Genomic DNA, 25,956 nt, shown 5'->3' with positions numbered 1-25,956 from the left:
TATGTCTATTTAGCTATGTACGTTTCACTCGGCGCGCTTACTTTAGTAGCTGACTCAGATCTTTTGCACCCCAATGAGGGAAATGCTTACGAACCAGTGCATTAAGCTCTATTTCAAACGCTGAAACATTGCTAACCGGCTGTTCAACCTGTGCCAAGCTTTCTCGCACTAAACCTGCACCAACCGTCACGTTTGTAAGACGATCGATAATGATAAAACCACCGGTGTCTGTACAAGCTTGATAGCTATCTAAAGCCACTGACTCAGTAAATGACCACTCACATGAGCCTATTCCATTCAAAGGAAGCTCAGCGGCTGAATGCGTCGAAAGGTTGTTGATATCGTATTGGTAACGAATGGATTCCACTCGTCCAACCGTCTTTTTACCTGCGATCTTGATGTCGTACTCTCGACCAGGCTGCAGCGGTTGCTCTGTCATCCAAACCACATCAGCAGTAAGATGATTTGATGATTCCACTTTTGACTGCTCTAACACAATCAAATCACCACGGCTGATATCGATTTCATCTTCTAACGTTAAGGTCACAGCAAGACCCGCCTGTGCTTCTTCTAAATCCCCATCAAAAGTAACGATTCGAGCCACTTTGGAGCGTTTTCCAGAAGGTAACGCTTTAATCTCATCTCCAACTTTAACGATGCCAGATGAGATCGTACCGGCAAAGCCGCGGAAATCGAGATTCGGACGATTCACGTATTGAACTGGGAATCTAAATTCGCCTTCCGTTTTAGAACGATCGACATCAACGGTCTCTAGAAGGTGAAGCAGCGTTGGACCTTCAAACCACGTCATCTCTTGGCTTGGAGAAGCTACATTCTCACCTTCTAATGCTGAAAGCGGAACAATCTGAATATCGGTTTCACCTTGTAGATTCTCAGCAAACGCTAAGTAATCATCGCGAATGGCTTCAAACGTCTGTTGCGAATAATCAACCAAGTCCATTTTATTGACCGCAACAACAAAGTGCTTAATGCCAATTAAATTAGAAATGAATGAATGACGACGTGTTTGGTCCAAAATACCTTTACGTGCATCGATCAAAATGATGGCAACATCACAAGTAGACGCACCTGTGGCCATGTTTCTTGTGTACTGCTCGTGCCCAGGAGTATCGGCAATAATGAACTTACGTTTCTGCGTCGAGAAATAACGATACGCCACATCGATCGTAATGCCTTGCTCTCGCTCAGCCTGTAAACCATCAACTAGAAGCGCTAAATCTGGCTTCTCACCTGTCGTACCGACACGTTGGCTGTCGTTATGAACCGCCGCTAACTGATCTTCATAAATCTGATGCGTGTCATGCAGCAAACGTCCAATTAAGGTACTTTTACCATCATCTACTGAACCGCAAGTCAGGAATCTAAGTAATGATTTATGCTGATGTTGGTTTAGGTAACCTTCAATACCAAGCTCTTCTAACTGAGCTTCAATTACATTGTTCATAGTCTGTCCTTAGATCCTTAGAAATAACCTTGTCGCTTCTTCAATTCCATCGATCCTGATTGATCGTGGTCGATCGCACGCCCTTGGCGCTCACTTGAGGTCGCCACCAGCATTTCTTCTATAATGCCCGGCAATGTATTGGCTTCTGATTCAACCGCTCCGGTTAATGGGTAGCAGCCAAGAGTACGGAAACGAACCGACTTCTCTTCAATGACTTCGCCTTCTTGCAGTTCCAAACGATCATCATCAGCCATGATGAGCATGCCATCTCGTTCAACGACTGGACGCTTATCAGCAAGGTAAAGCGGTACAATTTCAATGTTTTCTAGATAGATGTATTGCCAGATATCAAGCTCTGTCCAGTTGGATAGTGGGAACACTCGGATGCTTTCGCCCTTATTCACTTGGCCGTTGTAGGTTTTCCAAAGCTCTGGACGTTGGTTCTTAGGATCCCAAGTGTGATTTTTATCTCGGAATGAATACACACGCTCTTTCGCTCGTGATTTTTCTTCATCTCGACGTGCACCACCAAAAGCAGCATCAAAACCATACTTATTTAACGCTTGCTTTAAGCCTTGCGTTTTCATGATGTCGGTATGCTTTGAAGAGCCATGCTTAAACGGGCTACACCCCATTGCCAGACCCTCAGGATTCTTATGAACCAAAAGATCAAAACCATATTTCTCAGCGATACGATCTCTAAATTCGATCATTTCTCGAAACTTCCAATCCGTATCAACGTGAAGTAACGGGAAAGGAATCTTTCCTGGGTAGAAAGCTTTGCGTGCAAGGTGAAGCATGACCGAGGAGTCTTTACCAATCGAGTACATCATGACTGGGTTATCAAACTCAGCAGCGACCTCTCGAATAATATGAATACTCTCAGCTTCAAGTTGCTTCAAGTGAGTTAAGCGTTGTTGATCCATGTCTATTTCCTTGTAAGCCTTTAGGCTTAATTTTATCCCTAAATCTTTGGTCAAGATTATATTGAGTTGGCAATAGCACTATTGTTGATTTGAGCATTAGATAAGAACCAATCTAACTTTTGAGACAGGACATTCATCTCACTCTATAACAACAGCGCTTTAAACTTGTCACACCGTTAGACACGCTTCGTATCCATACGATGAATCCCTAAATACTCTATAGTCACCTAGGCATCATCCAGGTAAAAAAAGATGGGAAAGGAGGGCTTTAACCGTCGCTATCGAGGCATTCCCTCTTGATGTTTATCCATTATGGCGATCTCTTCATATTACTTGAAATTCTAAAAGTGTCTTTTTTATAACCTAATAACATAAAGGTTCTATAACGGTGATTTTTCAATTCACTATTAATCAGTCAGACAATCTATATTTATGGGATCTTGTAGGCAGTTACAGCACTCTAGGTATGGATTCGTCACACTTTAACTAAACGGTAACGCATTGTTACATTATGTTTTGTTACATTACTCGTAGTTATTCTTTATCCTCGTAATGGAGTAAACAATGAAAATTGCAGTGAAACCTATTTCAATGGCGGTACTTGGTGGCATGCTAATGATGGCTGGCCCAGTCATGGCTGACACTATCAAGCTACGAATTATTGAAACAACCGATATACACACGAATGTGATGGATTATGATTACTACAAAGACAAACCATCACAAAAAATTGGCCTTGCTCGCGCAGCCACTCTTGTTAAACAAGCCCAGCAAGAAGTCACAAATAGTGTGTTGGTTGATAATGGCGATCTGATTCAAGGCAGCCCTATGGGTGACTACATGGCGGCCAAAGGCATTACGGAAGGTGAAGTTCACCCTGTCTACAAGGCGATGAATCAACTCAATTATGATGTAGGTAATATTGGTAACCACGAATTTAACTACGGGTTAGAGTTCTTAGCCGAAACCATCAATGACGCAAACTTCCCTTATGTCAGTGCCAACGTATTCGATAAAAAAACCGGTGAGCACTACTTCAAACCCTATTTAATCAAAGCGCATAGCTTTACCGATATGGATGGGCAAACCCATGAGATCAAGGTGGGTTACATTGGCTTTGTACCGCCACAGATCATGGTTTGGGATAAGAAGAATCTCGAAGGTAAAGTCTTTGCCAAAGATATCAAGCAAATAGCTGAAGAACTTGTGCCTCAAATGAAGAAAGAAGGGGCGGATGTTATTGTTGCGATTCCTCACTCTGGTGTTTCTTCCGATCCTCATAAGCTAGGTGCAGAAAACTCGACTTATTACCTCTCAGAAGTCGACGGTATTGACGCTATTGCTTTTGGCCACTCTCACTCTGTGTTCCCAGGTAAAGGTTTTGATAATATTCAAGGGGTCGATAACGAAAAAGGCACCATTAATGGTGTGACTGCCGTTATGCCTGGTCGCTGGGGAAGCCATGTTGGCGTGATGGACTTAGTTCTTAAGCAAAAAGACGGGAAATGGGCGGTTGCTGAAGGGCAATCACAGGCACGTCCTATCTTTGATAAAGCCAGTAAGGCATCACTAGCGGAAGCCGATGCAGGCATTATCGACGCGCTGAAAGACGATCACAAGGGAACGCGTGAATTTGTAAACCAGCCCATTGGTAAAGCAAATGATGTGATGTACAGTTTCTTGTCGCTGGTTCAAGATGATCCTACCGTGCAAATCGTCAACCTTGCGCAGAACGATTATGTAGAAAGGTTTATCCAAGGTGATCCAGACCTAGATGGTATTGCGGTACTTTCAGCTGCGGCTCCATTCAAAGCAGGTGGGCGTAAAAATGATCCCGCCAACTTTACTGAAGTTGAATCGGGGCAGCTAACATTCCGTAATGCGGCGGATTTATACCTCTATCCGAACACACTGGTTGCACTTAAAGTCACGGGCCATGAAGTTAAAGAGTGGCTAGAGTGCAGTGCAGGTCAATTCAAACGCATTGATACCAGTGTCACAGCACCACAATCGCTGATTGATTGGGATGGCTTCCGTACTTACAACTTTGATGTTATCGACGGGGTTAATTACCAAATCGATGTAACCCAGCCCGCCAAATATGATGGCAACTGTAAAGCGGTTAACCCTGATGCTTCACGTATCATTGGTTTAACGTATCAGGGTAAGCCTATCGACCTTAAACAAGAGTTTATTATTGCAACAAATAACTATCGTGCTTTCAGTAACAAATTCCCAGGAACAGGTTCTGACTACATCGCCTTTGAATCACCAGATGAGAACCGAACGGTTGTTGCCAACTATATATCTCGCGTAAGCCAAGATAAGGGTGAAGTGACACCAAGTGCTGATAACAACTGGTCGTTTGCGCCAATTATGGCAGAGCAAGCGCTGGATATTCGCTTCGAGACCTCTCCAAGCGATAAAGCGGCACAGTTTATTAAAGACAAAGGCCAATACCCAATGCAAAAAGTGTCAACAGACGATGTTGGGTTTGCTGTTTATAAGATAGATCTACAAAAATAACTGACAGTTCGTTAGAGTAATAAGCCGCTACTCTGGCGTAGCGGCTTTTTTATGGGGCAAAAATGACGGAACGTTTTAAAACATATCTAACTGAGCAACATTTCAGCTCTACCGATATTGATGCGCTTGTTCAATCTAGCTCGCTGCTTGAATTACCGACTCGCCATATCTTAGTCAATCAAGGTGATCTTGCTGACGGGATCTATTTTGTCTTAGAAGGGATCTGTCACGCGAGCTATCTTACCGAGAAAGGAAAAGAGTTCAGTAAAGAGTTTTATTGGGAGCAAGACTGGATGATAGGTTTTGAAAGTGTCATCAAAGCTGAGCCTTCGCCCTACCTGCTAGAAACATTGACTCCAACGCTTCTCGTTCACCTTCCAATCGATGTCCTTCACCACTGGAGATCTGAAAAACATAGCGTCTATCTGACCTTACTGGAAAGCCAGCTCATGTTTAAAGAAAGCAAAGAACGTTTTATGCTGCTGTTCACTCCTCGCGAACGCTACGAACTATTTTGCCAACACTACCCTGAACTTCTCACCCGTCTTAACGACTATCAGATCGCGGCTTATCTGGGTATTACAGCGATTAGCCTAAGTCGAATCAAGAATACTCCTCAGTAATTAACAATTGTTAATGCGTTGAAAAATAGTTCATTGGTATAGTTGCAAGATACTTTTCTTAATGAGCAATTATTGGATGCAACATATCGAGTGGCAAACGCTACCCTTTGATCAGCTGTCGACATTTCAGCTTTATGAACTCCTAAAATTGAGAGTCAACGTATTTGTTGTTGAACAAAACTGCCCTTACCCAGAACTTGATGACAAAGATCATTTCGACGATGTCCATCACTTACTGGGGTATTATGAAGGTAAGCTTGTCGCTTGTGCACGTTTGCTTCCACAGAAAACCAGCTATGCCGACGTCAGTATTGGTCGTGTTGCCACATTGGATAGCGCTAGAGGGTTGGGACTGGGGCATCAACTCATTACACGAGCCCTGCTTGAATGCCAATCACTCTGGCCAGATCAATCGATCACTATCGGTGCCCAACAACATTTGTCGAATTTCTATGGTTCGCATGGATTTACCTCTATCTCCGACATGTATTTAGAAGATGGTATTCCACACATAGATATGAGACTGGAAAAATAATGTGCTGAAACTATCCGCTGTATCGTTAGGTATTGTTTTACTCATAATAGGCAATTTAGCGGCCTCGCTCTCTGATGTCGCAGTAAAGCTCCTAGAGGGAGGGATATCTCCTTTCCAGTATATCTTCCTTAGACAACTATTCTCTCTAGTGCTTTTAGTCCCATTTTGGCTACGCTTACCAAAACAACAAAAAGTACTTGATAACCCAGTTATCACGTTAGCTCGTGCCGTATTAGTGCTCATTGGTAGTGGATGTATGATGGTCGCCATCACCCATTTACCTTTAGCAACGGCAAATGCGATCTTTTATGCAGCACCGCTACTGATGTTGCCACTGTCGTTGTGGTTATTGAAAGAGAAACCGAATATGAGCAAAGTGCTTGCAACCATGATTGGTTTTGCAGGGGTTTTGATCGTTCTGCGCCCATCTCAGTTCCATTGGGCAGCGATTTTTGCTCTAGGAACCGCATTAACACTCGCGCTATTCAATGTTCTGGTTCGACTCATTCCCAAAGAACAACCGGTCATAACGACTCTAGTATGGACAACATTGTTTTCGTTACCCATCTCAGGGTTACTTGCTTGGGTAGTTTGGGAACCTATTGAAATGGTCCAGCTCGGCTGGGTAGCATTAAGCGCATCCCTCATTCTTGTTTACAATGCATTCGCTGTTATGGCTTATAAGCAAACACACGCTTACCAAATTGCGATAGCAGAATATACTGGCTTACTGTTCGTCACTTTGTTTGGGATATGGTGGTTTGCTGAAATTCCGGATATGCTGACCATATTGGGAATCGCTTTGATAGTCCTACCAATACTTCCGGTCAAGAAACTGTTGAAAGCGTCATCACTACTTGCTTCGGCCAAAACCTCCGTCGGACAATCGGAAAAACATCACTGAATCTTTACTTTTTGACAGCTGTAGTATGTCTAACCTACCATCTTCTGATAGTTTGAATCTGACCAATTGCCCTTGCTTAATCCGGCTCAGCGGCTTATCACCGCCTTCAATTTCAACAAGCGCATTCAAATCGCTCATGGGTAATTCGTTAATCCGAAACACTTTCGCTAATGTGTCACCAGTCTTTACCGTATATTCATTCCATACCTCAGAATCAGGTGAACTACTTTTTTGACCTGATTGCGCACTTAACCCTTGTGTATTGATAGCTATTTCTACACGCTCTTTCGTCGGTGTTTTAACGGTTTCTTTGATGGCAACGCTTGGTAAAAGCAACAGAATAATCAACCCTGGTATAAGTACCGTCAACGCACGCTGGTGAAGCTTGGGAAGTTGCAGCCACAGAGTTCGTAGCGTTTGCACGTACCGATGCCACTCAATGCTTTTCAATTGAGTCAGGACAAGCCCCAAATAGTTCGTACTTTGTGGCTTCTTTTTACGACGATTCATTACTATCCGCCTCCGAAATATCATTACTAGAGTATAAGAACCAAGAAACAACGAGTATATCTCATTTCTAGACAGAACGTCATTGAGCGGTAAAATCTCATCGTTATTGTGCTGATGTAAGATAAAGCTCACATTGTGATAGCTCAGAAGTAGCAATTCTTCTCAGCCGTTTAAACCTGTATCGTTAACTGGTATCCTTTACCGCTTATATTTATTTAACTAAGAGTGACATTCATGTCTGAAGTAAAATTCGAAACTGTTGAGCAAAAAGCAAGCTACGGAATTGGCCTACAAATGGGTCAACAACTCGCTGGTAGTGGTCTAGAAGGCCTAAACGTTGACGCTATCGCTGCTGGTATCGCAACGGCTCTCACTGGTGACATGCCAGCAATAGAAATTGATGAAATTAACAACGCACTACAAGAGTTACACACTCGTGCTGAAGCGACTCGTGCCGAAGCGGCAAAAGCAGCATCTGCAGATAGCGAAGTTTTCCTAGCAGACAACGCTCTACGTCCAGAAGTGACGGTTCTTGAGTCTGGCCTACAATACGAAGTAATGACTGAAGGTACAGGTGAAATCCCGACTTCAGACAAGCAAGTACGCGTTCATTACCACGGTGAGCTAACCGACGGTACTGTATTTGATAGCTCTGTATCTCGCGGCGAACCTGCTGAGTTCCCAGTGACAGGTGTGATTAAAGGTTGGGTTGAAGCGCTTCAGCTAATGCCTGTGGGTTCTAAGTGGAAACTATACATCCCACAAGATCTTGCATACGGTGAGCGTGGCGCTGGCGCTGCAATTCCACCATTTGCTGCTCTAGTATTTGAAGTTGAGCTTTTAGCTATTCTATAAGTACAGAGACGATTCATCGCTATTTAGCTATTTAGCTATTTAGCTATTTAGCGACTGAGACAAAAAAGGATTAGCGTAATGCTAATCCTTTTTTTATGTGGACCTTTAAATATCTTAGCCTCTTAAAAGAACGTGGAATATTCAAGACACAAAAAAGCCGAGCTTTCGCTCGGCTTTTATAAGTTCAAACGAACTATTACTCAGCTGCTTCTTCTGCTACTGGGCGATCTACAAGCTCAATGAATGCCATTGGAGCTTTATCACCAGTACGGAAACCAGCTTTTAGGATACGAGTGTAACCGCCTTGGCGGGCAGCAAAACGTGGACCTAGTTCGTTAAACAGTTTTGCCACAACTTCGTTATCACGAGTGCGAGCAAATGCTAAACGACGGTTAGCAACGCTATCCGTTTTAGCTAGCGTAATCAAAGGCTCAACGACGCGGCGAAGCTCTTTTGCTTTTGGCAAAGTAGTCTTGATAACTTCATGACTAACTAGAGAGCATGCCATATTGCTAAACATCGCTTTACGATGTGAGCTGTTGCGGTTGAGTTGACGACCACTCTTACGATGGCGCATGACCTAATCCTTCTAACTAATATCGATTAATCTTCAGCGATAGACGCTGGCGGCCAATTTTCTAGGCGCATGCCCAGAGAAAGACCACGTGATGCAAGTACGTCTTTAATCTCTGTAAGAGATTTCTTACCAAGGTTTGGCGTTTTAAGTAGCTCAACCTCAGTACGCTGTACAAGATCACCGATGTAGTGAATCGCTTCTGCTTTCAAACAATTGGCAGAGCGAACTGTTAGTTCAAGATCGTCTACAGGACGCAGTAGGATAGGATCGAATTCTGGCTTCTCTTCCTTCTCCTCAGGAACACGTACATCACGAAGATCTACGAATGCATCCAGTTGTTCAGCTAAAATAGTAGCTGCACGACGGATAGCTTCCTCAGGTTCTAGAGTGCCGTTCGTTTCCATATCGATAACAAGCTTGTCTAAATCGGTGCGTTGTTCAACACGTGCCGCTTCAACAGAGTAGGCAATTTTGTCTACTGGGCTGTATGTAGCGTCAACGAGCAAACGACCAATAGGACGCTCATCTTCTTCGGTATGAATGCGAGCGGAAGCTGGAACGTAACCACGACCACGTTCAACTTTGATACGCATAGCGATCTCAGCGTTGTCATCCGTTAGGTGACAAATAACGTGTTCAGGATTTACGACCTCTACATCACCATCATGGGTGATGTCACCTGCAACCACAGGGCCTGAGCCTGATTTGTTCAGTGTTATAAACACTTCATCTTTGCCTTCGGCAACGCGAACAGCTAAACCTTTTAGGTTAAGAAGAATCTCAAGGATATCTTCTTGTACACCTTCTTTGGTGCTGTATTCGTGTAATACGCCTTCAATCTCAACTTCTGTTACAGCACAACCTGGCATAGAAGATAGAAGAATGCGGCGAAGAGCATTACCTAGAGTATGACCGAAACCACGCTCTAACGGCTCAAGAGTTACTTTTGCGTGTGTCGTGTTGATCTGTTCGATGTCAACAAGACGTGGCTTAAGAAATTCTGTTACAGAACCCTGCATTGTGTCCTCTCTTTAGTTTAAACCTTACTTAGAGTAAAGCTCGACGATCAATTGTTCGTTGATGTCAGCTGATAGGTCAGAACGCTCAGGCATACGCTTGAATGTACCTTCCATTTGGCCAGCATCTACTTCAATCCAAGTTGGTTTCTCACGTTGTCCTGCAACTTCTAGTGCAGCTGCTACACGAGCTTGCTTTTTAGCTTTCTCGCGAATAGAAACAACGTCGTTAGCCGAAACTTTGAATGAAGGAACGTTTACAACGTTACCGTTAACTAGGATAGCTTTGTGGCTAACTAGTTGACGAGATTCAGCACGAGTAGCGCCAAAGCCCATACGGTAAACTACGTTGTCAAGACGACCTTCTAGAAGCTGAAGCAGGTTTGCACCTGTGTTGCCCTTAAGGCGAGCAGCTTCTTTGTAGTAGTTACGGAATTGTTTTTCTAGAACGCCGTAGATACGACGAACTTTTTGCTTCTCACGAAGCTGAACGCCATACTCAGATAGACGACCGCGACGAGCGCCGTGTACACCTGGTGCGTTATCAATTTTACACTTGGTATCGATCGCACGTACACCAGACTTAAGGAATAAGTCTGTGCCTTCGCGACGGCTAAGCTTAAGCTTAGGGCCCAAATATCTTGCCATGATTCTTCTCCAATATTCCTAAAAACGAAACTTAAACGCGACGTTTCTTAGGTGGACGACAACCGTTATGAGGGATTGGTGTAGCATCAACAATGTTTGTGATGCGGTAACCAGCAGCGTTCAGTGCGCGAACAGTAGATTCACGACCTGGACCTGGACCCTTAACCATAACTTCCAAGTTCTTAAGACCGTATTCTTTAGCCATTTCAGCACAACGCTCAGCAGCAACTTGTGCAGCGAACGGAGTAGATTTACGAGAACCACGGAAACCAGAACCACCAGCAGTAGCCCAAGCAAGAGCATTGCCTTGGCGATCTGTGATAGTTACGATTGTATTATTAAAAGAAGCATGAATGTGCGCTACGCCATCAGCTACTTGCTTGCGTACGCGCTTACGCGCGCGAGTTGGTTGTTTTGCCATTGTACTCTACCTTATCCGATTATTTCTTGATCGGCTTGCGCGGACCCTTACGGGTGCGAGCGTTGGTTTTAGTACGCTGTCCACGTAGTGGTAGACTGCGACGATGACGAAGACCGCGGTAACAGCCAAGGTCCATAAGACGCTTGATGTTCATCGATACTTCACGACGTAGATCACCTTCTACAGTGTATTTAGCCACACCATCACGCAGTTGATCGATCTGTTCTTCAGTTAGTTCACTGATCTTAACATCTTCAGCAATACCTACTTCAGCTAGAATAGCTTGAGAGCGAGTTTTGCCAATGCCATAAATTGCTGTTAAAGCAATTACAGCGTGTTTCTGATCAGGAATGTTAATGCCAGCTATACGGGCCACTATTCACTCCTAGTACTTTGATAAAGAATTATCCGCAGCAGAGCCCGTGAGGATACGCTGCGGCATACTACTTCTTTTGCACGCAAAAGGTAGGCCGAGGAATATACTCGACACTACCTAGTTTTACAAGTAAAAAATTCTGCTAATTAGCCTTGGCGTTGTTTATGCTTTGGCTCACTGCAAATCACGCGAACGACACCGTTACGCTTGATAACTTTACAGTTACGGCAGATTTTTTTAACGGAAGCACGAACTTTCATTGCTAAACTCCGTAAATGAAATCTGAATTAACGGCCGTAGCCTTTCAGATTTGCTTTTTTCAACACAGAATCATACTGTTGTGACATCAGATGAGTCTGTACCTGTGCCATAAAGTCCATGATTACAACCACTACGATAAGTAGTGATGTGCCGCCAAAATAGAAACGTACGTTCCATGCGACCATCATGAACTCAGGAATCAGACAAATAAAGGTAATGTATAGAGCACCTGCAAGGGTAAGTCTAGTCATAACTTTATCAATGTATTTCGCTGTCTGCTCACCTGGGCGGATACCGGGTACGAATGCACCAGACTTCTTCAAATTATCTGCTGTTTCACGCGGATTGAAAACCAATGCCGTGTAAAAGAAGCAGAAGAAAATGATTGCTGCTGCATAAAGCATTACATACAAGGGTTGACCTGGGCTAAGAGCCAAAGACACATCAGTTAACCAACCGAATGCGCTGCTCTCGCCATTTTGACCAAACCACTGTGCTAATGTTCCTGGGAACAAAATGATGCTTGATGCAAAAATCGCTGGTATTACACCTGCCATATTAATTTTAAGTGGCAAGTGAGAACTTTGCGCTGCAAACACTTTACGACCTTGTTGACGCTTCGCATAGTTAACGACGATACGACGTTGACCACGCTCCATGAAAACGACGAAGTAAATAACAGCAAAAGATAATACTGCAATTAACAATAGAAGAAGTACGTGCAATTCACCTTGACGCGCTTGCTCAATTGTTTGTCCGATTGCCGAAGGCAACCCAGCAACAATACCTGCGAAAATGAGTATCGAAATACCATTACCAATTCCACGCTCTGTAATCTGTTCACCTAACCACATTAAAAACATGGTGCCGGTTACTAAACTTACGGTAGCAATTAGCGTAAACATGGTTTGGTTGATAACAACCAGATTATCGACCATGTTTGGTAGGCCAGTTGCAATACCTATGCCTTGGAATGTTGCAAGTACAAGCGTGCCATAACGCGTATATTGGCTTATCTTACGACGGCCTGCTTCACCCTCTTTCTTGAGTTCGGCTAACGCTGGATGAACTACAGTTAGCAATTGGACAACAATAGATGCTGAAATATACGGCATAATGCCCAATGCTAATATAGATGCACGCTCAAGAGCACCACCGGAGAACATGTTAAACATTTCAACGATGGTACCTTTTTGCTGATCGAACAAATCGGCAAGTACAGCTGCGTCAATACCAGGAATCGGCACAAAAGAGCCGGCTCGGAATACTAAAAGTGCACCAATTACGAATAATAAGCGCGACTTCAGTTCACTTAAGCCGCTCTGAGCACTACGAAAATCTTGTCCTGGTTTCTTAGCCATCTGTACCTCGTTCCTCGAGATTATTCCTCGATTTTACCGCCTGCAGCTTCGATTGCAGCTTTAGCGCCTTTAGTCACGCGTAGACCTTTAACAGTTACCGCTTTACCAATTTCACCAGAAAGAACGATTTTTGCAAATTCGATGTTCTTAGTGATGATGTTAGCAGCTTTAAGGCTGTTAAGATCAACAACGTCACCTGTTACTTTCGCTAGCTCAGCTAGACGAACTTCAGCAGACACTAGGCTCTTACGAGAAGTGAAACCGAATTTTGGTAAACGCTGTTTCAAAGGCATTTGACCGCCTTCAAAGCCTGGACGAACAGAGCCGCCAGAACGTGACTTTTGACCTTTGTGACCACGGCCACCTGTTTTACCAAGGCCAGAACCGATACCACGACCTACACGCTTCTTAGAAGGTTTAGAGCCAGCAGCCGGTGATAGAGTATTCAAACGCATTCTGATTACTCCTCAATCTTAACCATGTAGTAAACCTTGTTGATCATACCGCGTGTACACGGAGTATCTTCAAGTTCTACTGTATGGTTGATGCGACGAAGGCCTAAACCCTTTAAGCATGCTTTATGCTTAGGTAGGCGACCAATTGAGCTTTTAGTTTGAGTTACTTTAATAGTTGCCATCGTGTTCTACTCCGAAATACTTTCAACAGTTAGACCACGCTTAGCAGCAACCATTTCTGGCGACTTCACATCTACTAGACCAGCAACTGTTGCGCGAACAACGTTGATTGGGTTTGTAGAACCGTACGCTTTCGCAAGTACGTTATGTACACCAGCAACTTCAAGTACTGCACGCATAGCACCACCAGCGATAACACCAGTACCTTCTGCTGCAGGTTGCATGTAAACTTTAGAGCCCGAGTGACGACCTTTCACCGCGTGGTGAAGAGTGCCTTCGTTAAGTGCGATAGTAACCATGTTACGACGCGCTTTTTCCATTGCTTTTTGAATCGCAGCTGGTACTTCACGTGCTTTGCCGTAACCGAAACCAATGCGACCATTACCATCACCAACTACTGTTAGTGCTGTGAAGCTCATGATTCGACCACCTTTAACCGTTTTAGAAACACGGTTAACTGCGATCAGTTTTTCTTGCAAATCATTCGCTTGTTGTTGTTCTTTAGCCATCTTCCAACCCTACCTTAGAATTTCAGACCAGCTTCGCGAGCAGATTCTGCTAGCGCCGCTACTCGACCGTGGTATTGGAAACCAGAACGATCAAATGCAACTGAAGCTACGCCTTTCTCAAGAGCGCGCTCTGCAATAGCTTTACCTACTGCTTGTGCTGCATCGATGTTACCAGTGTTCTTAATTTGCTCACGGATCGCTTTTTCTACTGTAGACGCTGCAGCGATAACTTCAGAGCCATTAGATGCGATAACCTGAGCGTACACGTGACGAGGAGTACGGTGTACTACTAGGCGAGTTGCACCCAGTTCTGCAATCTTACGACGTGCGCGTGTAGCACGACGGATGCGAGATGCTTTCTTATCCATAGTGTTACCTTACTTCTTCTTAGCTTCTTTAGTACGCACGATTTCATCGGCGTAACGAACACCTTTGCCTTTATAAGGCTCAGGCTCACGATAAGAACGAATGTCCGCCGCAACTTGACCTACTAATTGCTTGTCGCAACCAGTAATAACGATCTCAGTTTGGCTAGGGCATTCAGCCTTAATACCTTCTGGAAGAGCATGCTCTACCGGATGGGAGAAGCCAAGGGTTAGACCTACAGCGTTGCCTTTCATAGCAGCACGGTAACCTACACCTTTAAGAGTCAGCTTCTTAGTGAAGCCTACAGTAACACCAACAACCATGTTGTTCACTAGTGCACGAGCAGTACCTGCTTGTGCCCAAGCGTTAGAAACACCTTCGCGTGGACCGAAAGTTAGGTTGTTTTCTTCCTGCGCAATAACTACAGCGTTGTTTAGAACGCGAGTTAATTCACCCTTACCACCTTTTACAGTGATTTCTTGGCCATTCAATTTCACCTCTACGCCGGTTGGAATAGCGACAGGTGCTTTAGCAACACGAGACATAGTCTACTCCTTAAGCGACGTAACAGATGATTTCACCACCAAGACCGGCTTTACGTGCAGCACGATCGGTCATAAGACCTTTGGAAGTGGAAACGACAGCAATACCAAGTCCACCCATCACTGACGGAAGCGAGTCTTTGTTCTTGTAGACGCGCAGGCCAGGACGTGAAACACGTTGGATTTGCTCAATTACTGGTTTAGCTTGGAAGTACTTAAGAGTAACTTCTAGCTCTGGTTTTACTTCGCTGTTTACAGCGAAATCAGCAACGTAACCTTCAGCTTTAAGTAGTGCAGCAATTGCAACTTTAAGCTTTGAAGAAGGCATTGTAACAGCAACTTTATTTGCTGCCTGACCGTTACGTACTCGGGTCAGCATATCCGAAATCGGATCTTGCATGCTCATAAGATTTACTCCAAATGATTAAGTGGCAATTACCAGCTAGCCTTACGAAGTCCCGGAATCTCGCCTTTCATGCAAGCTTCACGAACCTTAATACGGCTTAGACCGAACTTACGCAGGAAACCGTGTGGACGACCAGTTTGGGCGCAACGGTTTCTCTGACGAGATGCACTTGAATCACGTGGAAGAGACTGCAATTTAAGAACTGCATTCCAACGATCTTCTTCTGATGCGTTTACATCGCTAATGATAACTTTTAACGCAGAACGCTTTACAGCGAACTTTGCTACTAGTTTGGCACGTTTAGCTTCACGTGCTTTCATTGATTGTTTAGCCATAACAGTAACCCTTCACCTTACTTACGGAATGGGAAGTTAAATGCAGTCAGCAGAGCGCGCCCTTCCTCATCGGATTTAGCAGTCGTCGTGATAGTAATATCAAGACCGCGAATACGATCTACTTTATCGTAGTCGATTTCCGGGAAGATGATTTGCTCGCGAACGCCCATGCTGTAGTTACCGCGTCCGTCAAAAGACTTAGCGCTAACACCACGGAAGTCACGTACACGTGGAAGAGCAATTGAAACTAGACGCTCAAGAAACTCCCACATACGTTCGCCACGTAAGGTTACTTTACAACCAATTGGGTAGCCTTCACGAATTTTGAAACCTGCAACAGATTTACGCGCTTTAGTGATAAGTGGCTTTTGACCTGAGATCATTGCCATATCAGCAGCTGCGTTTTCCAGCAGTTTCTTATCGTTGATTGCTTCACCAACGCCCATGTTTAGGGTGATTTTATCAATCCTAGGGACTTGCATGACGCTTGAGTAGCTGAACTCTTTGGTCAGTTCAGCGACTACAGACGACTTGTAGTAATCATGCAGTTTCGCCATAGTAGAACTCCAAATTACATTCTAATTAGTTAGAAACGATTTCGCCGTTAGATTTAAAGAAACGAACTTTCTTTCCATCTTCGATACGGAAACCGATACGGTCTGCTTTACCAGTAGCCGCGTTAAAGACTGCAACGTTAGAAGCATCAATAGCTGCTTCTTGTTCAACGATGCCACCTTGTTGACCTAGAGCCGGTACAGGCTTTTGGTGTTTTTTAACAAGGTTGATACCTTCAACGATTAACTTACCAGTAACCAATACCTTAGTTACTTTACCTTTCTTGCCTTTATCTTTACCAGCAAGAACGATTACTTCGTCATTTTGACGGATTTTAGCTGCCATGTTGCCGCTCCTTACAGAACTTCTGGTGCAAGTGACACAATTTTCATGAATTTCGCATTACGAAGTTCACGAGTCACAGGACCAAAGATACGTGTGCCGACTGGTTGCTCAGTAGTGTCATTCAACAATACGCAAGCATTTCGGTCGAAGCGAATGACAGAACCGTCTGGACGACGAACGCCTTTACGAGTGCGCACGACCACCGCTTTCAGAACGTCACCTTTCTTAACTTTACCGCGAGGAATTGCTTCCTTAACAGTAACTTTAATGACGTCTCCGATATGTGCATAACGGCGATGTGAACCACCCAGGACCTTAATACACATTACTCTACGAGCGCCGGAATTATCCGCAGCGTCGAGTGTACTTTGCATTTGGATCATGTTAGTGCTCCGCTAAATATTAATACTAGACCCTCTCGGGTCGGGCTGCCCTATATATAAGGGACGCGAATTGTACCACCCTTTCTTTCGATTGGGTAGACAAAAAACAAGCGGCTCCAAAAATAATCTGGAGCCGCTTGATCATCAAAGAAAAATCGAAATTAACCTTTCGCTTTTTCTAAGACTGATACCAATGTCCAAGACTTAGTCTTAGACAGAGGACGACACTCAGAAATTTCAACTTTGTCGCCTAGGCCACATTCGTTGTTTTCATCGTGTGCGTGTACTTTAGTCGTACGCTTAGTGTACTTACCGTAGATAGGGTGTTTCACTGTGCGTTCGATAGCAACAACGATAGACTTGTCCATCTTATCGCTAACAACACGACCTTGCTGGGTACGTTTCTGTTCGCTCATTATGCGCCTGCCTTTTCAGTCAAAACAGTTTTCACACGTGCGATGTCACGGCGTACAGCTTTTAGAGTATGAGTTTGCTGAAGTTGACCAGTCGCAGCTTGCATGCGCAAGTTAAACTGTTCACGTAGCAATTCTAATAGCTCAGCATTAAGCTCTTCAACGTTTTTCTCGCGTAGATCTTGTGCTTTCATCACATCACCTGCTTAGTTACAAATGTAGTTTTGAACGGCAGTTTACGTGCCGCAAGACGGAACGCTTCACGAGCCAATTCTTCAGGTACACCGTCCATTTCGTACATAACCTTTCCAGGTTGGACTTGGGCAACCCAGTATGCAACTGAACCCTTACCCTTACCTTGACGAACTTCAAGTGGTTTTTCAGTGATCGGCTTATCTGGGAACACACGGATCCAGATTTTACCTTGACGCTTAACGTGACGCGTCATTGCACGACGTGCCGCTTCAATTTGACGAGCAGTCAGACGACCACGGCCAACAGCTTTAAGACCAAATGTGCCGAAGCTTACATCTGTACCTTTAGCTAGGCCACGGTTACGACCAGTCATAACCTTGCGGAACTTAGTACGTTTAGGTTGTAGCATCTGTCGACTCCTTACTTACGGCCTTTACGCTGCTTCTTAGGCTTGTCGCCTTTTGGCTCAACAGCGTTAGCTGCTGGCATACCACCTAGAATCTCACCTTTGAAGATCCAAGTTTTAATGCCGATCACACCGTATTGGGTGTGAGCCGAAGAAGTTGCATAATCAATGTCTGCACGTAGAGTGTGTAGAGGCACACGGCCTTCACGGTACCACTCAGAACGTGCGATTTCAGCGCCGCCAAGACGACCGCTTACTTCCACTTTGATGCCTTTAGCGCCTAGACGCATAGCATTTTGTACCGCGCGCTTCATAGCACGACGGAACATAACACGACGCTCTAGTTGAGACGCGATGCTATCACCCACAAGTTGAGCATCAAGCTCAGGCTTACGTACTTCAGCGATGTTAATTTGCGCTGGTACACCTGCGATTTTTGCTACAGCTGCGCGTAGTTTTTCTACGTCTTCACCTTTCTTACCGATAACAACACCTGGGCGAGCAGTGTGAATAGTCACACGAATACTCTTAGCAGGACGCTCGATAACGATGCGTGATAGAGATGCTTTTTTCAGCTCTTTAGTTAAGAACTGACGTACCTTGAAGTCGCCGTCTAGGTTGGCAGCGAAATCTTTGGTATTAGCAAACCATGTAGCATTCCAAGGCTTAACGATGCCAAGGCGAATGCCATTAGGATGTACTTTCTGACCCATTGCTTACTCTCCTAGTCTAGCGATCAGCTACAACAATACTGATGTGGCTTGAACGCTTCAAGATACGATCCGCACGACCTTTAGCACGAGGCATAATACGCTTCATGATAGGGCCTTCGTCTACGAAGATTTTAGCGACATTTAGATCGTCGATATCTGCACCTTCGTTGTGTTCCGCGTTAGCGATTGCTGATTCAAGAACTTTCTTAATCAGTACAGCAGCTTTTTTGTTGCTGAACGTCAGAATTTCTAGAGCCTGATCAACAGATTTACCGCGAATTTGGTCTGCAACTAAGCGAGCTTTCTGAGGCGAAATGCGAGCAAAGTTATGTTTAGCTAGTGCTTCCATCATCTACTCCTAACGCTTCTTAGCTTTCTTATCTGCAGCGTGGCCGCGATAAGTACGAGTTGGTGCGAATTCGCCCAGTTTGTGACCGATCATTTCTTCGGTAACAAATACTGGAACGTGCTGACGACCATTATGGACAGCGATGGTCAAACCAATCATTGTTGGGATGATCATTGAGCGACGGGACCAAGTCTTAATAGGCTTTTTGTCTCCGCTTTCCACCGCTTTCTCTACCTTCTTCAGCAAGTGTAGGTCAATAAAAGGACCTTTCTTGAGAGAACGTGGCATGGCGATTCCTCTTTATAGATTATTTAGTACGACGACGTACAATGTACTTGTCGGTGCGTTTGTTTTTACGAGTCTTGAAGCCTTTGGTAGGTTGGCCCCATGGTGATACAGGGTGACGACCGCCAGATGTGCGTCCTTCACCACCACCGTGTGGGTGATCAACCGGGTTCATTACCACACCGCGAACGGTTGGACGAACACCACGCCAGCGACTAGCACCAGCTTTACCTAATTCACGTAGCATATGCTCAGAGTTACCAACTTCACCGACCGTTGCACGGCCTTCAGAAAGTACTTTGCGCATTTCGCCAGAACGTAGACGGAGAGTAACGTATGCACCGTCGCGAGCGACGATTTGAGCATAAGCACCAGCCGAACGAGCTAGCTGTGCACCTTTACCAGGCTTAAGTTCAACACAGTGTACAGTAGAACCTACTGGAATGTTGCGCAATGGCAGAGTGTTACCTGCTTTAATTGGCGCATCAGGACCTGATTGAATCTGGTCACCTGCGTTAACACCTTTAGGTGCGATAATGTAACGACGCTCACCGTCTGCGTACAGAACTAGAGCGATGTTAGCGCTACGGTTTGGATCGTATTCTAGACGCTCAACTTTCGCTGGGATACCGTCTTTAGTACGTTTGAAGTCAACTAGACGGTAATGGTGCTTATGACCACCACCGATGTGACGTACTGTAATACGACCGTTGTTATTACGACCACCATTCTTAGAGTTTTTCTCTAGAAGTGGTGCGTATGGCTTACCCTTGTGTAGGTCAGCGTTAACAACTTTAACAACGTGACGACGACCAGGGGAAGTCGGCTTACATTTAACAATAGCCATTTTTAACTACTCCTGTTACTCAGCACCGCCAACGAAGTCAAGATCTTGACCTTCGTTCAAGGTAACGTACGCTTTCTTAACGTCGCTGCGGCGACCTTGGCGTAGACCTTGACGTTTGGTCTTACCCTTAGTAATAAGAGTATTTACAGACTTAACTTCAACTTCAAATAGCTTCTCTACAGCTGCTTTGATCTCTTTCTTAGTTGCATCGATAGATACTTTGAAAACGATAGTGTTCGCTTTCTCAGCAGCCATAGTTGCTTTTTCAGAGATATGTGGAGCACGTAGAACTTTTAGTAGACGCTCTTCAGTGATCATGCTAGAAGCTCCTCAACTTGCTTAACTGCTTCAGCAGTTATTAGAACCTTGTCGAATGCGATTAGACTTGCAGGATCAATACCAGCAACATCACGTGCATCAACTTTGTACAGGTTACGAGCAGCTAAGAATAGATTCTCATCTACTTCGGCAGTCACAATTAGAACATCACTTAACTCAAGTTCATTAAGTTTAGCTACAAGTTCTTTTGTTTTTGGTGCTTCTACTGAGAAGTTATCAACAACGATTAAACGCTCTTGACGAACAAGCTCAGAAAGAATGCTTTTCATAGCACCGCGGTACATTTTCTTGTTAACTTTTTGGCTGTGATCTTGTGGTTTCGCAGCAAAAGTAACACCACCTGTACGCCAGATTGGGCTACGAATTGTACCAGCACGTGCACGGCCAGTACCTTTTTGACGCCATGGCTTAGCGCCACCGCCAGAAACTTCTGAACGCGTCTTTTGAGCACGAGTACCTTGACGAGCACCTGCTGCAAATGCAACAACTACTTGGTGAACAAGGGCTTCGTTGAACTCACGTCCGAAAGTAGTTTCGGAAACAGTTAGTGCATCAGCACCTTTAACCATCAATTCCATTACTTACTCCTAGACGTTATGCTTTAATAGCTGGTTTTACGATCACGTTGCCACCTGTTGAGCCCGGTACTGCACCTTTAATAAGGAGAAGATTGCGCTCAGCGTCAACACGTACGATCTCTAGGTTTTGAGTCGTTACACGCTCAGCACCCATGTGACCTGCCATTTTTTTGCCTTTGAATACGCGACCTGGAGTTTGACATTGGCCAATTGAACCCGGTGCACGGTGAGACAAAGAGTTACCGTGAGTCATATCTTGAGTAGAGAAATTCCAACGCTTGATAGCGCCTTGGAAGCCTTTACCTTTAGATGTACCAGTAACGTCTACTTTCTTAATTTCATTGAATAGTTCTACGTTTAGCTCAGCGCCAACTTCAAACTCTTCTCCGTTTTCTAAACGGAATTCCCAAAGACCGCGACCAGCTTCAACACCTGCTTTCGCAAAGTGACCAGCTTCTGGCTTAGATACACGGTTAGCTTTCTTAGTACCAGCAGTTACTTGGATTGCTGCGTAGCCGTCGTTCTCAATAGTACGTACTTGAGAAACACGGTTAGCTTCAACCTCAACAACAGTTACTGGGATAGAAACGCCTTCTTCGGTAAATACGCGGGTCATACCCACTTTACGTCCGACTAGACCAATCATTATTCTAATCTCCCTTAACCTAGGCTGATTTGTACATCAACGCCTGCAGCAAGATCTAAACGCATAAGAGCGTCAACAGTTTTATCTGTTGGCTCAACGATGTCGATCAAACGCTTGTGAGTACGAATTTCGTACTGGTCACGTGCATCTTTGTTGACGTGTGGAGAGATAAGAACAGTGAAACGCTCTTTACGAGTAGGTAGTGGAATAGGACCACGAACCTGTGCGCCGGTACGCTTTGCTGTTTCTACGATTTCCGCAGTAGAAGCATCGATTAGCTTGTAATCAAATGCTTTAAGGCGGATTCGAATGCGTTGGTTCTGCATGAGACAGAGCTCCAATAATTAAATATTACACAAACAATATCGCCACTCAAACTCGTTAATACGAGAGAATGCCGATTGATTTATGTGAAACCGTAGCATCCAAGATTAGGACGCATTGTCAGTTAATTTTCGATTAGCTATCCCTATGGCTAAAGTCACCTTTAGTATAGTTATCTCGAAAGATAAATAGATAATTGTATTAACCGCGAACATAAGCTGAGTTTACATTACCTAACTTATCTGACGAAAAGTTAGCTCCTCGATGCTCATTGGTTCACAACTGGCTTAACCAGTGCGGTGCATTATACAGATCACAGTTTCACATGCAAGGGTTGTTTGAATATTAATCGGAAGGGCGTTATAACAAGGAAGGAAATAGGATGAAGGAAAGAATAAAATAGGAGGATAAGAGGTTAAACAAAGATGGCAAAAAGACGAACGTATAAGATACAAACAGGGCAAGCTACCTTTGTTCATCCTCATCTCTTATTCCTTTTCCCTACCTCTGTTCATCCTCTCTTCATCATCTTTTATCCGAATTTACGCTAAGCGCTGACGGACGGCTTCAAACAAGCAAATGCCAGAAGCTACCGATACATTCAGGCTTGATACGCTGCCTGCCATCGGGATTTTTATCAAATCATCACAGGTTTCACGAGTCAGTCGGCGCATGCCGTCACCTTCGGCTCCCATCACGATCGCTAATGGACCAGAAGATAGCTTAGCCTGATAGATATTGTGCGTCGCTTCGCCTGCCGTTCCCACAAACCATACACCTTTTTCTTGCAGTGCACGCATGGTACGAGCCAGGTTGGTCACTCTTACTAGCGGTACAGTTTCAGCAGCACCACAAGCCACTTTACTCACCGTTGCAGTTAATGGTGATGAACGGTCTTTCGGCACAATAACCGCAGCAACACCAGCCGCATCCGCATTCCTTAAGCAAGCACCTAGATTATGCGGATCCGTCACACCATCGAGAACCAACAGCAAAGGTTGATCTTGTTGTTCCAATATGGCTTCAAGGTCATTTTCATTGAGCGGCTTTGCGGCTTTCACTTTTGCGATTAGCCCTTGATGATTCGCACCTTGTGCTTTGTCATCCAGCGCTTTACGGCCCATTTGCTGAATCGAAACACCACACACTTGCAGCTCTTGTAGTAAAGGCATGACACGATCATCCTGACGCCCCTTTAGTACATACGCTTCTATTAGCCTTGCAGGGTCTTTTTCTAGCACCGCTTTCACAGCGTGAATGCCATAAATAAATTCGTTACTCATTCTATAATCCAGTCATTACTGCTTTGCACTAGGTTTGCTAGGGCTTGTACGTGGTTTCTTTTTACGGCCTTTCGAGGCTTTTTTCTTACTTGCGCCTTTTTTCGGCTTATCTTCATGACTGCCATCAGGTCGCTTAGTCGGTTCAACCAGAGGTTTAGCAGCAGAACCTTTACTTCTGTCTGTCCGCCCTTTTGTTGACGCGCGTCGTTTATTTTTGGCTTTTTCTTGTGCTTCCGCTGCACGCTTCTTGGTTGTCTTGCCTTTTCCGCGAACTTTTCGCTCGGTTCCAACCAGTTCAAAATCAATTTGGCGGCTGTCTAGGTTGACGGCTTTCACCGTGACTTTGACTGAATCACCTAACCGATAGGTCATTCCACCACTTTCACCTACCAGGCGCTGCCCCATAGGATCAAACTGGTAATAGTCGTTGGCAAGTGATGAGATATGAACTAACCCATCAATGTGTAACTCGGTTAAGCGAACAAAGAATCCAAAGCCGGTGACATTGGCGATAACGCCATCCATTTCCTCGCCAACATGGTCTTGCATGTATTCACACTTAAGCCAGTCATTGACTTCACGCGTCGCGTCATCTGCACGTCGTTCTGTCATTGAGCACTGCTCACCGTAAAAATCCATATCATCAAATGAGTAATGATAACCGCCCGTTGGTGTCCAACGATCGGTATTACGGCCTTCACCTTTAGCGATAAGGTATTTGATTGCTCGATGTAAAAGCAAATCAGGGTAACGACGAATTGGTGAAGTAAAGTGGGCATAACGCTTTAGTGCTAAACCAAAGTGTCCACAATTATCGGCGTTGTACACGGCTTGCTTCATTGAACGCAACAGCATGGTTTGAATCAGCTCTTTATCTTCTCGTTCTGAGATTTGGTGCATCAGTTGAGCGTAATCCGTTGGCGACGGTGATAAGCCCCCCTCCAATGTTAAGCCCAATTCGGCCAAGAAACTTTTGAACCCCGTGAGTCTCTCTTCCCCTGGAGTTTCATGTATTCGATACAGAGCCGCTTCTTTTGCTTTTTCAACCAAAGAGGCGGAAGCGATATTGGCTAAAATCATGCATTCTTCGATGATTTTATGGGCATCGTTGCGAATCACAGGCTCAATACGATCAATTTTACGATCCGCATTGAAGATAAATTTAGTTTCAACCGTTTCAAATTCAATCGCACCACGCTTGTCACGCGTTTGCTTTAGAATTTTATACATTTTATGGAGTTCTTCTAAATGAGGGACTTCTTTTTCGTAACGCTGACGAAGCGCTTCATCGCCCTCTAAAATCGATCCTACTTTATTGTAAGTCAGTCGAGCATGAGAATTCATTACCGCTTCATAATGCTTGTAACCCGACAACTTACCACTTGCCGAGATCGTCATTTCACAAACCATACATAAGCGGTCAACTTGCGGGTTCAATGAGCACAATCCGTTGGACAGCACTTCAGGCAGCATAGGAACGACTTGCGAAGGGAAGTAAACCGAGTTGCCTCGATTGATCGCTTCTTTGTCTAGTGCGGTGTCGGTACGCACGTAATAGCTCACATCAGCAATCGCGACCCAAAGACGCCATCCTCCGCCTTTTTTGGCTTCACAGTAGACAGCATCATCAAAATCACGCGCGTCTTCACCATCAATGGTGACTAAAGGAAGATCTCGAAGATCGACACGACCTTCCTTGGCTTCTTCTGGTACATGTTCGCCCAGATTAGCAATTTGCTTATCGACGGCCTCTGGCCATTCATTCGGTATTTGGTGGGTGCGGATGGCGATTTGCGTTTCCATACCTGGTGCCATATTTTCACCAAGAACCTCGGTCACTTTCCCCATCATTCCGCGGCTTTTTGTACCACGGTCTGTCAGCTCAATCACGACGACATTCCCCATTCGAGCACCACCTTTATGCTCATTTGGGATCAATATGTCTTGAGTAATACGTGAATCGTCAGTCACGACAAAAGAATGGCCGTATTCAAGGAAGAATCGCCCAACCAGGGGGGTTTTGCGTTCCTCTAACACTCGAACTAAGCGCCCCTCTTTGCGACCGCGCTTATCGGTACCAGCAGGTTGTACTAAAACTAAATCACCGTGAATAATGCTGCGCATTTGGTGATGAGGTAGCAGCACATCGTTGTCTTTACCTATGCTCCCCTCAGGTCGTACCCAACCAAAACCATCTTTGTGCCCAATAACCAGGCCTTTTACCAGTTCCAGTTTTTCAGGTAATGCGTAGCATTGACGACGGGTAAAGATAAGTTGACCATCTCGCTCCATTGCTCGAAGACGACGGCGCAAACCTTCGTATTGCTCTTCTCCTTGCAACTTTAATGCTTCAAATAGGTCGTTACGGTTCATTGGTACATTCGCCGCTCTCAGAAATTCAATGATGAACTCTCTGCTCGGAACGGGGTTTTCATAATTTTTGGATTCACGATCCGCAAAGGGATCGATATTCACTTTATCTGACATAGACTCGCCTA

At 44.7% G+C, this 25,956-nt stretch carries 38 protein-coding genes and 1 pseudogene; 5 read left to right on the top strand and 34 right to left on the bottom strand.

The window, feature by feature from the left end:
* Positions 1-37: 37 nt before the first annotated feature.
* The 3 genes and pseudogenes from cysN to QF117_RS07280 all read right to left on the bottom strand — a co-directional run.
* Entirely contained in the window at positions 38-1,465 is a 1,428-nt protein-coding gene (gene cysN / locus QF117_RS07290) for a sulfate adenylyltransferase subunit CysN (RefSeq protein WP_282388385.1), read from the bottom strand.
* 17 nt (positions 1,466-1,482) lie between these two features.
* Complete coding sequence (cysD, locus tag QF117_RS07285; protein WP_017036054.1) at positions 1,483-2,391, bottom strand: sulfate adenylyltransferase subunit CysD; 909 nt, start codon at positions 2,389-2,391, stop codon at positions 1,483-1,485.
* A 56-nt stretch (positions 2,392-2,447) separates the two neighbouring features.
* Positions 2,448-2,549, bottom strand: a pseudogene (locus tag QF117_RS07280) (uroporphyrinogen-III C-methyltransferase); the annotation flags it as partial.
* Between the two features lie 406 nt (positions 2,550-2,955).
* On the opposite strand from QF117_RS07280, the gene cpdB reads away from it, so the two are divergent.
* The 4 genes from cpdB (at position 2,956) to QF117_RS07260 (ending at position 6,979) form a co-directional block, all read left to right on the top strand.
* Positions 2,956-4,917, top strand: a complete 1,962-nt coding sequence (gene cpdB, locus QF117_RS07275) for a 2',3'-cyclic-nucleotide 2'-phosphodiesterase (protein ID WP_282388384.1) — start codon at positions 2,956-2,958, stop codon at positions 4,915-4,917.
* 62 nt (positions 4,918-4,979) lie between these two features.
* Positions 4,980-5,540: a Crp/Fnr family transcriptional regulator gene (locus tag QF117_RS07270; protein ID WP_282388383.1), complete on the top strand. Its 561-nt coding sequence runs from the start codon at positions 4,980-4,982 to the stop codon at positions 5,538-5,540.
* Positions 5,541-5,616: 76 nt separating this feature from the next.
* A complete protein-coding gene (locus tag QF117_RS07265; RefSeq protein WP_282389437.1) occupies positions 5,617-6,075 on the top strand; it encodes a GNAT family N-acetyltransferase in 459 nt (152 codons plus the stop codon).
* A gap of 1 nt (position 6,076) precedes the next feature.
* Positions 6,077-6,979 carry a DMT family transporter gene (locus QF117_RS07260; RefSeq protein ID WP_282388382.1) on the top strand — a complete coding sequence of 301 codons (903 nt, stop codon included), beginning with the start codon at positions 6,077-6,079 and terminating at the stop codon, positions 6,977-6,979.
* Here QF117_RS07260 and QF117_RS07255 read toward each other — a convergent pair.
* Positions 6,929-7,489: a LysM-like peptidoglycan-binding domain-containing protein gene (locus QF117_RS07255; RefSeq protein ID WP_282388381.1), complete on the bottom strand. Its 561-nt coding sequence runs from the start codon at positions 7,487-7,489 to the stop codon at positions 6,929-6,931. The genes QF117_RS07260 and QF117_RS07255 overlap by 51 nt on opposite strands.
* Positions 7,490-7,723: 234 nt before the next feature.
* Here QF117_RS07255 and QF117_RS07250 point away from each other — a divergent pair, with 234 nt between their 5' ends.
* Positions 7,724-8,344 (top strand): FKBP-type peptidyl-prolyl cis-trans isomerase, encoded by a 621-nt coding sequence (locus QF117_RS07250; RefSeq protein WP_017036060.1) that lies wholly within the window; start codon positions 7,724-7,726, stop codon positions 8,342-8,344.
* A gap of 196 nt (positions 8,345-8,540) precedes the next feature.
* Here the strand turns inward: QF117_RS07250 and rplQ are convergent, their stop codons facing one another.
* From rplQ to rnr, 30 genes are all read right to left on the bottom strand, one after another.
* Positions 8,541-8,921, bottom strand: a complete 381-nt coding sequence (gene rplQ, locus QF117_RS07245; RefSeq protein WP_282388380.1) for a 50S ribosomal protein L17 — start codon at positions 8,919-8,921, stop codon at positions 8,541-8,543.
* Positions 8,922-8,947: 26 nt separating this feature from the next.
* The gene (gene rpoA / locus QF117_RS07240) at positions 8,948-9,940 is read right to left on the bottom strand and encodes a DNA-directed RNA polymerase subunit alpha (protein ID WP_017036062.1); all 993 of its coding nucleotides are present in this window, start codon (positions 9,938-9,940) and stop codon (positions 8,948-8,950) included.
* A gap of 24 nt (positions 9,941-9,964) precedes the next feature.
* Positions 9,965-10,585 (bottom strand): 30S ribosomal protein S4, encoded by a 621-nt coding sequence (rpsD, locus tag QF117_RS07235; protein ID WP_282388377.1) that lies wholly within the window; start codon positions 10,583-10,585, stop codon positions 9,965-9,967.
* 31 nt (positions 10,586-10,616) lie between these two features.
* The gene (gene rpsK, locus QF117_RS07230) at positions 10,617-11,006 is read right to left on the bottom strand and encodes a 30S ribosomal protein S11 (RefSeq protein ID WP_005597095.1); all 390 of its coding nucleotides are present in this window, start codon (positions 11,004-11,006) and stop codon (positions 10,617-10,619) included.
* Positions 11,007-11,025: 19 nt separating this feature from the next.
* The gene (rpsM, locus tag QF117_RS07225) at positions 11,026-11,382 is read right to left on the bottom strand and encodes a 30S ribosomal protein S13 (protein WP_005450559.1); all 357 of its coding nucleotides are present in this window, start codon (positions 11,380-11,382) and stop codon (positions 11,026-11,028) included.
* Between the two features lie 146 nt (positions 11,383-11,528).
* A complete protein-coding gene (gene rpmJ, locus QF117_RS07220) occupies positions 11,529-11,642 on the bottom strand; it encodes a 50S ribosomal protein L36 (RefSeq protein ID WP_000868186.1) in 114 nt (37 codons plus the stop codon).
* A gap of 27 nt (positions 11,643-11,669) precedes the next feature.
* Positions 11,670-13,004, bottom strand: a complete 1,335-nt coding sequence (secY, locus tag QF117_RS07215) for a preprotein translocase subunit SecY (RefSeq protein ID WP_017036064.1) — start codon at positions 13,002-13,004, stop codon at positions 11,670-11,672.
* A gap of 20 nt (positions 13,005-13,024) precedes the next feature.
* Entirely contained in the window at positions 13,025-13,459 is a 435-nt protein-coding gene (gene rplO / locus QF117_RS07210; protein ID WP_017036065.1) for a 50S ribosomal protein L15, read from the bottom strand.
* 5 nt (positions 13,460-13,464) lie between these two features.
* Positions 13,465-13,641 (bottom strand): 50S ribosomal protein L30, encoded by a 177-nt coding sequence (gene rpmD / locus QF117_RS07205; protein WP_017036066.1) that lies wholly within the window; start codon positions 13,639-13,641, stop codon positions 13,465-13,467.
* Positions 13,642-13,647: 6 nt separating this feature from the next.
* Positions 13,648-14,148: a 30S ribosomal protein S5 gene (rpsE, locus tag QF117_RS07200; RefSeq protein WP_102406591.1), complete on the bottom strand. Its 501-nt coding sequence runs from the start codon at positions 14,146-14,148 to the stop codon at positions 13,648-13,650.
* Positions 14,149-14,162: 14 nt separating this feature from the next.
* Entirely contained in the window at positions 14,163-14,516 is a 354-nt protein-coding gene (rplR, locus tag QF117_RS07195) for a 50S ribosomal protein L18 (RefSeq protein ID WP_017036068.1), read from the bottom strand.
* A 9-nt stretch (positions 14,517-14,525) separates the two neighbouring features.
* Entirely contained in the window at positions 14,526-15,059 is a 534-nt protein-coding gene (gene rplF / locus QF117_RS07190) for a 50S ribosomal protein L6 (RefSeq protein ID WP_017036069.1), read from the bottom strand.
* Between the two features lie 10 nt (positions 15,060-15,069).
* The gene (gene rpsH / locus QF117_RS07185; protein WP_017036070.1) at positions 15,070-15,462 is read right to left on the bottom strand and encodes a 30S ribosomal protein S8; all 393 of its coding nucleotides are present in this window, start codon (positions 15,460-15,462) and stop codon (positions 15,070-15,072) included.
* A gap of 29 nt (positions 15,463-15,491) precedes the next feature.
* Positions 15,492-15,797, bottom strand: coding sequence for a 30S ribosomal protein S14 (rpsN, locus tag QF117_RS07180; protein ID WP_017036071.1), 306 nt, complete (start codon positions 15,795-15,797; stop codon positions 15,492-15,494).
* A gap of 17 nt (positions 15,798-15,814) precedes the next feature.
* Positions 15,815-16,354, bottom strand: coding sequence for a 50S ribosomal protein L5 (rplE, locus tag QF117_RS07175; RefSeq protein ID WP_017036072.1), 540 nt, complete (start codon positions 16,352-16,354; stop codon positions 15,815-15,817).
* Between the two features lie 25 nt (positions 16,355-16,379).
* Positions 16,380-16,697, bottom strand: coding sequence for a 50S ribosomal protein L24 (gene rplX / locus QF117_RS07170; RefSeq protein ID WP_017036073.1), 318 nt, complete (start codon positions 16,695-16,697; stop codon positions 16,380-16,382).
* A gap of 11 nt (positions 16,698-16,708) precedes the next feature.
* Positions 16,709-17,080 carry a 50S ribosomal protein L14 gene (gene rplN / locus QF117_RS07165; protein WP_017036074.1) on the bottom strand — a complete coding sequence of 124 codons (372 nt, stop codon included), beginning with the start codon at positions 17,078-17,080 and terminating at the stop codon, positions 16,709-16,711.
* 161 nt (positions 17,081-17,241) lie between these two features.
* Complete coding sequence (gene rpsQ / locus QF117_RS07160) at positions 17,242-17,496, bottom strand: 30S ribosomal protein S17 (protein WP_017036075.1); 255 nt, start codon at positions 17,494-17,496, stop codon at positions 17,242-17,244.
* A complete protein-coding gene (rpmC, locus tag QF117_RS07155) occupies positions 17,496-17,687 on the bottom strand; it encodes a 50S ribosomal protein L29 (RefSeq protein ID WP_017036076.1) in 192 nt (63 codons plus the stop codon). The genes rpsQ and rpmC overlap by 1 nt, the downstream gene beginning before the upstream one ends.
* A complete protein-coding gene (gene rplP / locus QF117_RS07150) occupies positions 17,687-18,097 on the bottom strand; it encodes a 50S ribosomal protein L16 (RefSeq protein WP_017036077.1) in 411 nt (136 codons plus the stop codon). Before rplP ends, rpmC begins: the two co-directional genes overlap by 1 nt.
* 11 nt (positions 18,098-18,108) lie before the next feature.
* The gene (rpsC, locus tag QF117_RS07145) at positions 18,109-18,807 is read right to left on the bottom strand and encodes a 30S ribosomal protein S3 (RefSeq protein WP_017036078.1); all 699 of its coding nucleotides are present in this window, start codon (positions 18,805-18,807) and stop codon (positions 18,109-18,111) included.
* Positions 18,808-18,823: 16 nt separating this feature from the next.
* Positions 18,824-19,156 (bottom strand): 50S ribosomal protein L22, encoded by a 333-nt coding sequence (gene rplV / locus QF117_RS07140; protein ID WP_026026743.1) that lies wholly within the window; start codon positions 19,154-19,156, stop codon positions 18,824-18,826.
* 9 nt (positions 19,157-19,165) lie between these two features.
* The gene (gene rpsS / locus QF117_RS07135) at positions 19,166-19,444 is read right to left on the bottom strand and encodes a 30S ribosomal protein S19 (RefSeq protein WP_005435078.1); all 279 of its coding nucleotides are present in this window, start codon (positions 19,442-19,444) and stop codon (positions 19,166-19,168) included.
* A gap of 19 nt (positions 19,445-19,463) precedes the next feature.
* Positions 19,464-20,288 (bottom strand): 50S ribosomal protein L2, encoded by an 825-nt coding sequence (rplB, locus tag QF117_RS07130; RefSeq protein WP_017036080.1) that lies wholly within the window; start codon positions 20,286-20,288, stop codon positions 19,464-19,466.
* Positions 20,289-20,303: 15 nt separating this feature from the next.
* Complete coding sequence (gene rplW, locus QF117_RS07125; protein ID WP_017036081.1) at positions 20,304-20,606, bottom strand: 50S ribosomal protein L23; 303 nt, start codon at positions 20,604-20,606, stop codon at positions 20,304-20,306.
* Positions 20,603-21,205, bottom strand: coding sequence for a 50S ribosomal protein L4 (rplD, locus tag QF117_RS07120; protein WP_017036082.1), 603 nt, complete (start codon positions 21,203-21,205; stop codon positions 20,603-20,605). Before rplD ends, rplW begins: the two co-directional genes overlap by 4 nt.
* 16 nt (positions 21,206-21,221) lie before the next feature.
* Positions 21,222-21,851 carry a 50S ribosomal protein L3 gene (rplC, locus tag QF117_RS07115; protein ID WP_017036083.1) on the bottom strand — a complete coding sequence of 210 codons (630 nt, stop codon included), beginning with the start codon at positions 21,849-21,851 and terminating at the stop codon, positions 21,222-21,224.
* 14 nt (positions 21,852-21,865) lie between these two features.
* Positions 21,866-22,177 (bottom strand): 30S ribosomal protein S10, encoded by a 312-nt coding sequence (gene rpsJ, locus QF117_RS07110; RefSeq protein ID WP_001181007.1) that lies wholly within the window; start codon positions 22,175-22,177, stop codon positions 21,866-21,868.
* Positions 22,178-22,717: 540 nt separating this feature from the next.
* Complete coding sequence (gene rlmB, locus QF117_RS07105) at positions 22,718-23,458, bottom strand: 23S rRNA (guanosine(2251)-2'-O)-methyltransferase RlmB (protein WP_282388376.1); 741 nt, start codon at positions 23,456-23,458, stop codon at positions 22,718-22,720.
* A 15-nt stretch (positions 23,459-23,473) separates the two neighbouring features.
* Positions 23,474-25,945 carry a ribonuclease R gene (rnr, locus tag QF117_RS07100; protein ID WP_282388375.1) on the bottom strand — a complete coding sequence of 824 codons (2,472 nt, stop codon included), beginning with the start codon at positions 25,943-25,945 and terminating at the stop codon, positions 23,474-23,476.
* Between the last annotated feature and the right edge of the window lie 11 nt (positions 25,946-25,956).

Source organism: Vibrio sp. YMD68, from assembly GCF_029958905.1.
Classification (GTDB): domain Bacteria; phylum Pseudomonadota; class Gammaproteobacteria; order Enterobacterales; family Vibrionaceae; genus Vibrio.
Note: the sequence above shows the minus strand (reverse complement) of the source record. Positions and strands in the feature narration are given on the sequence as shown.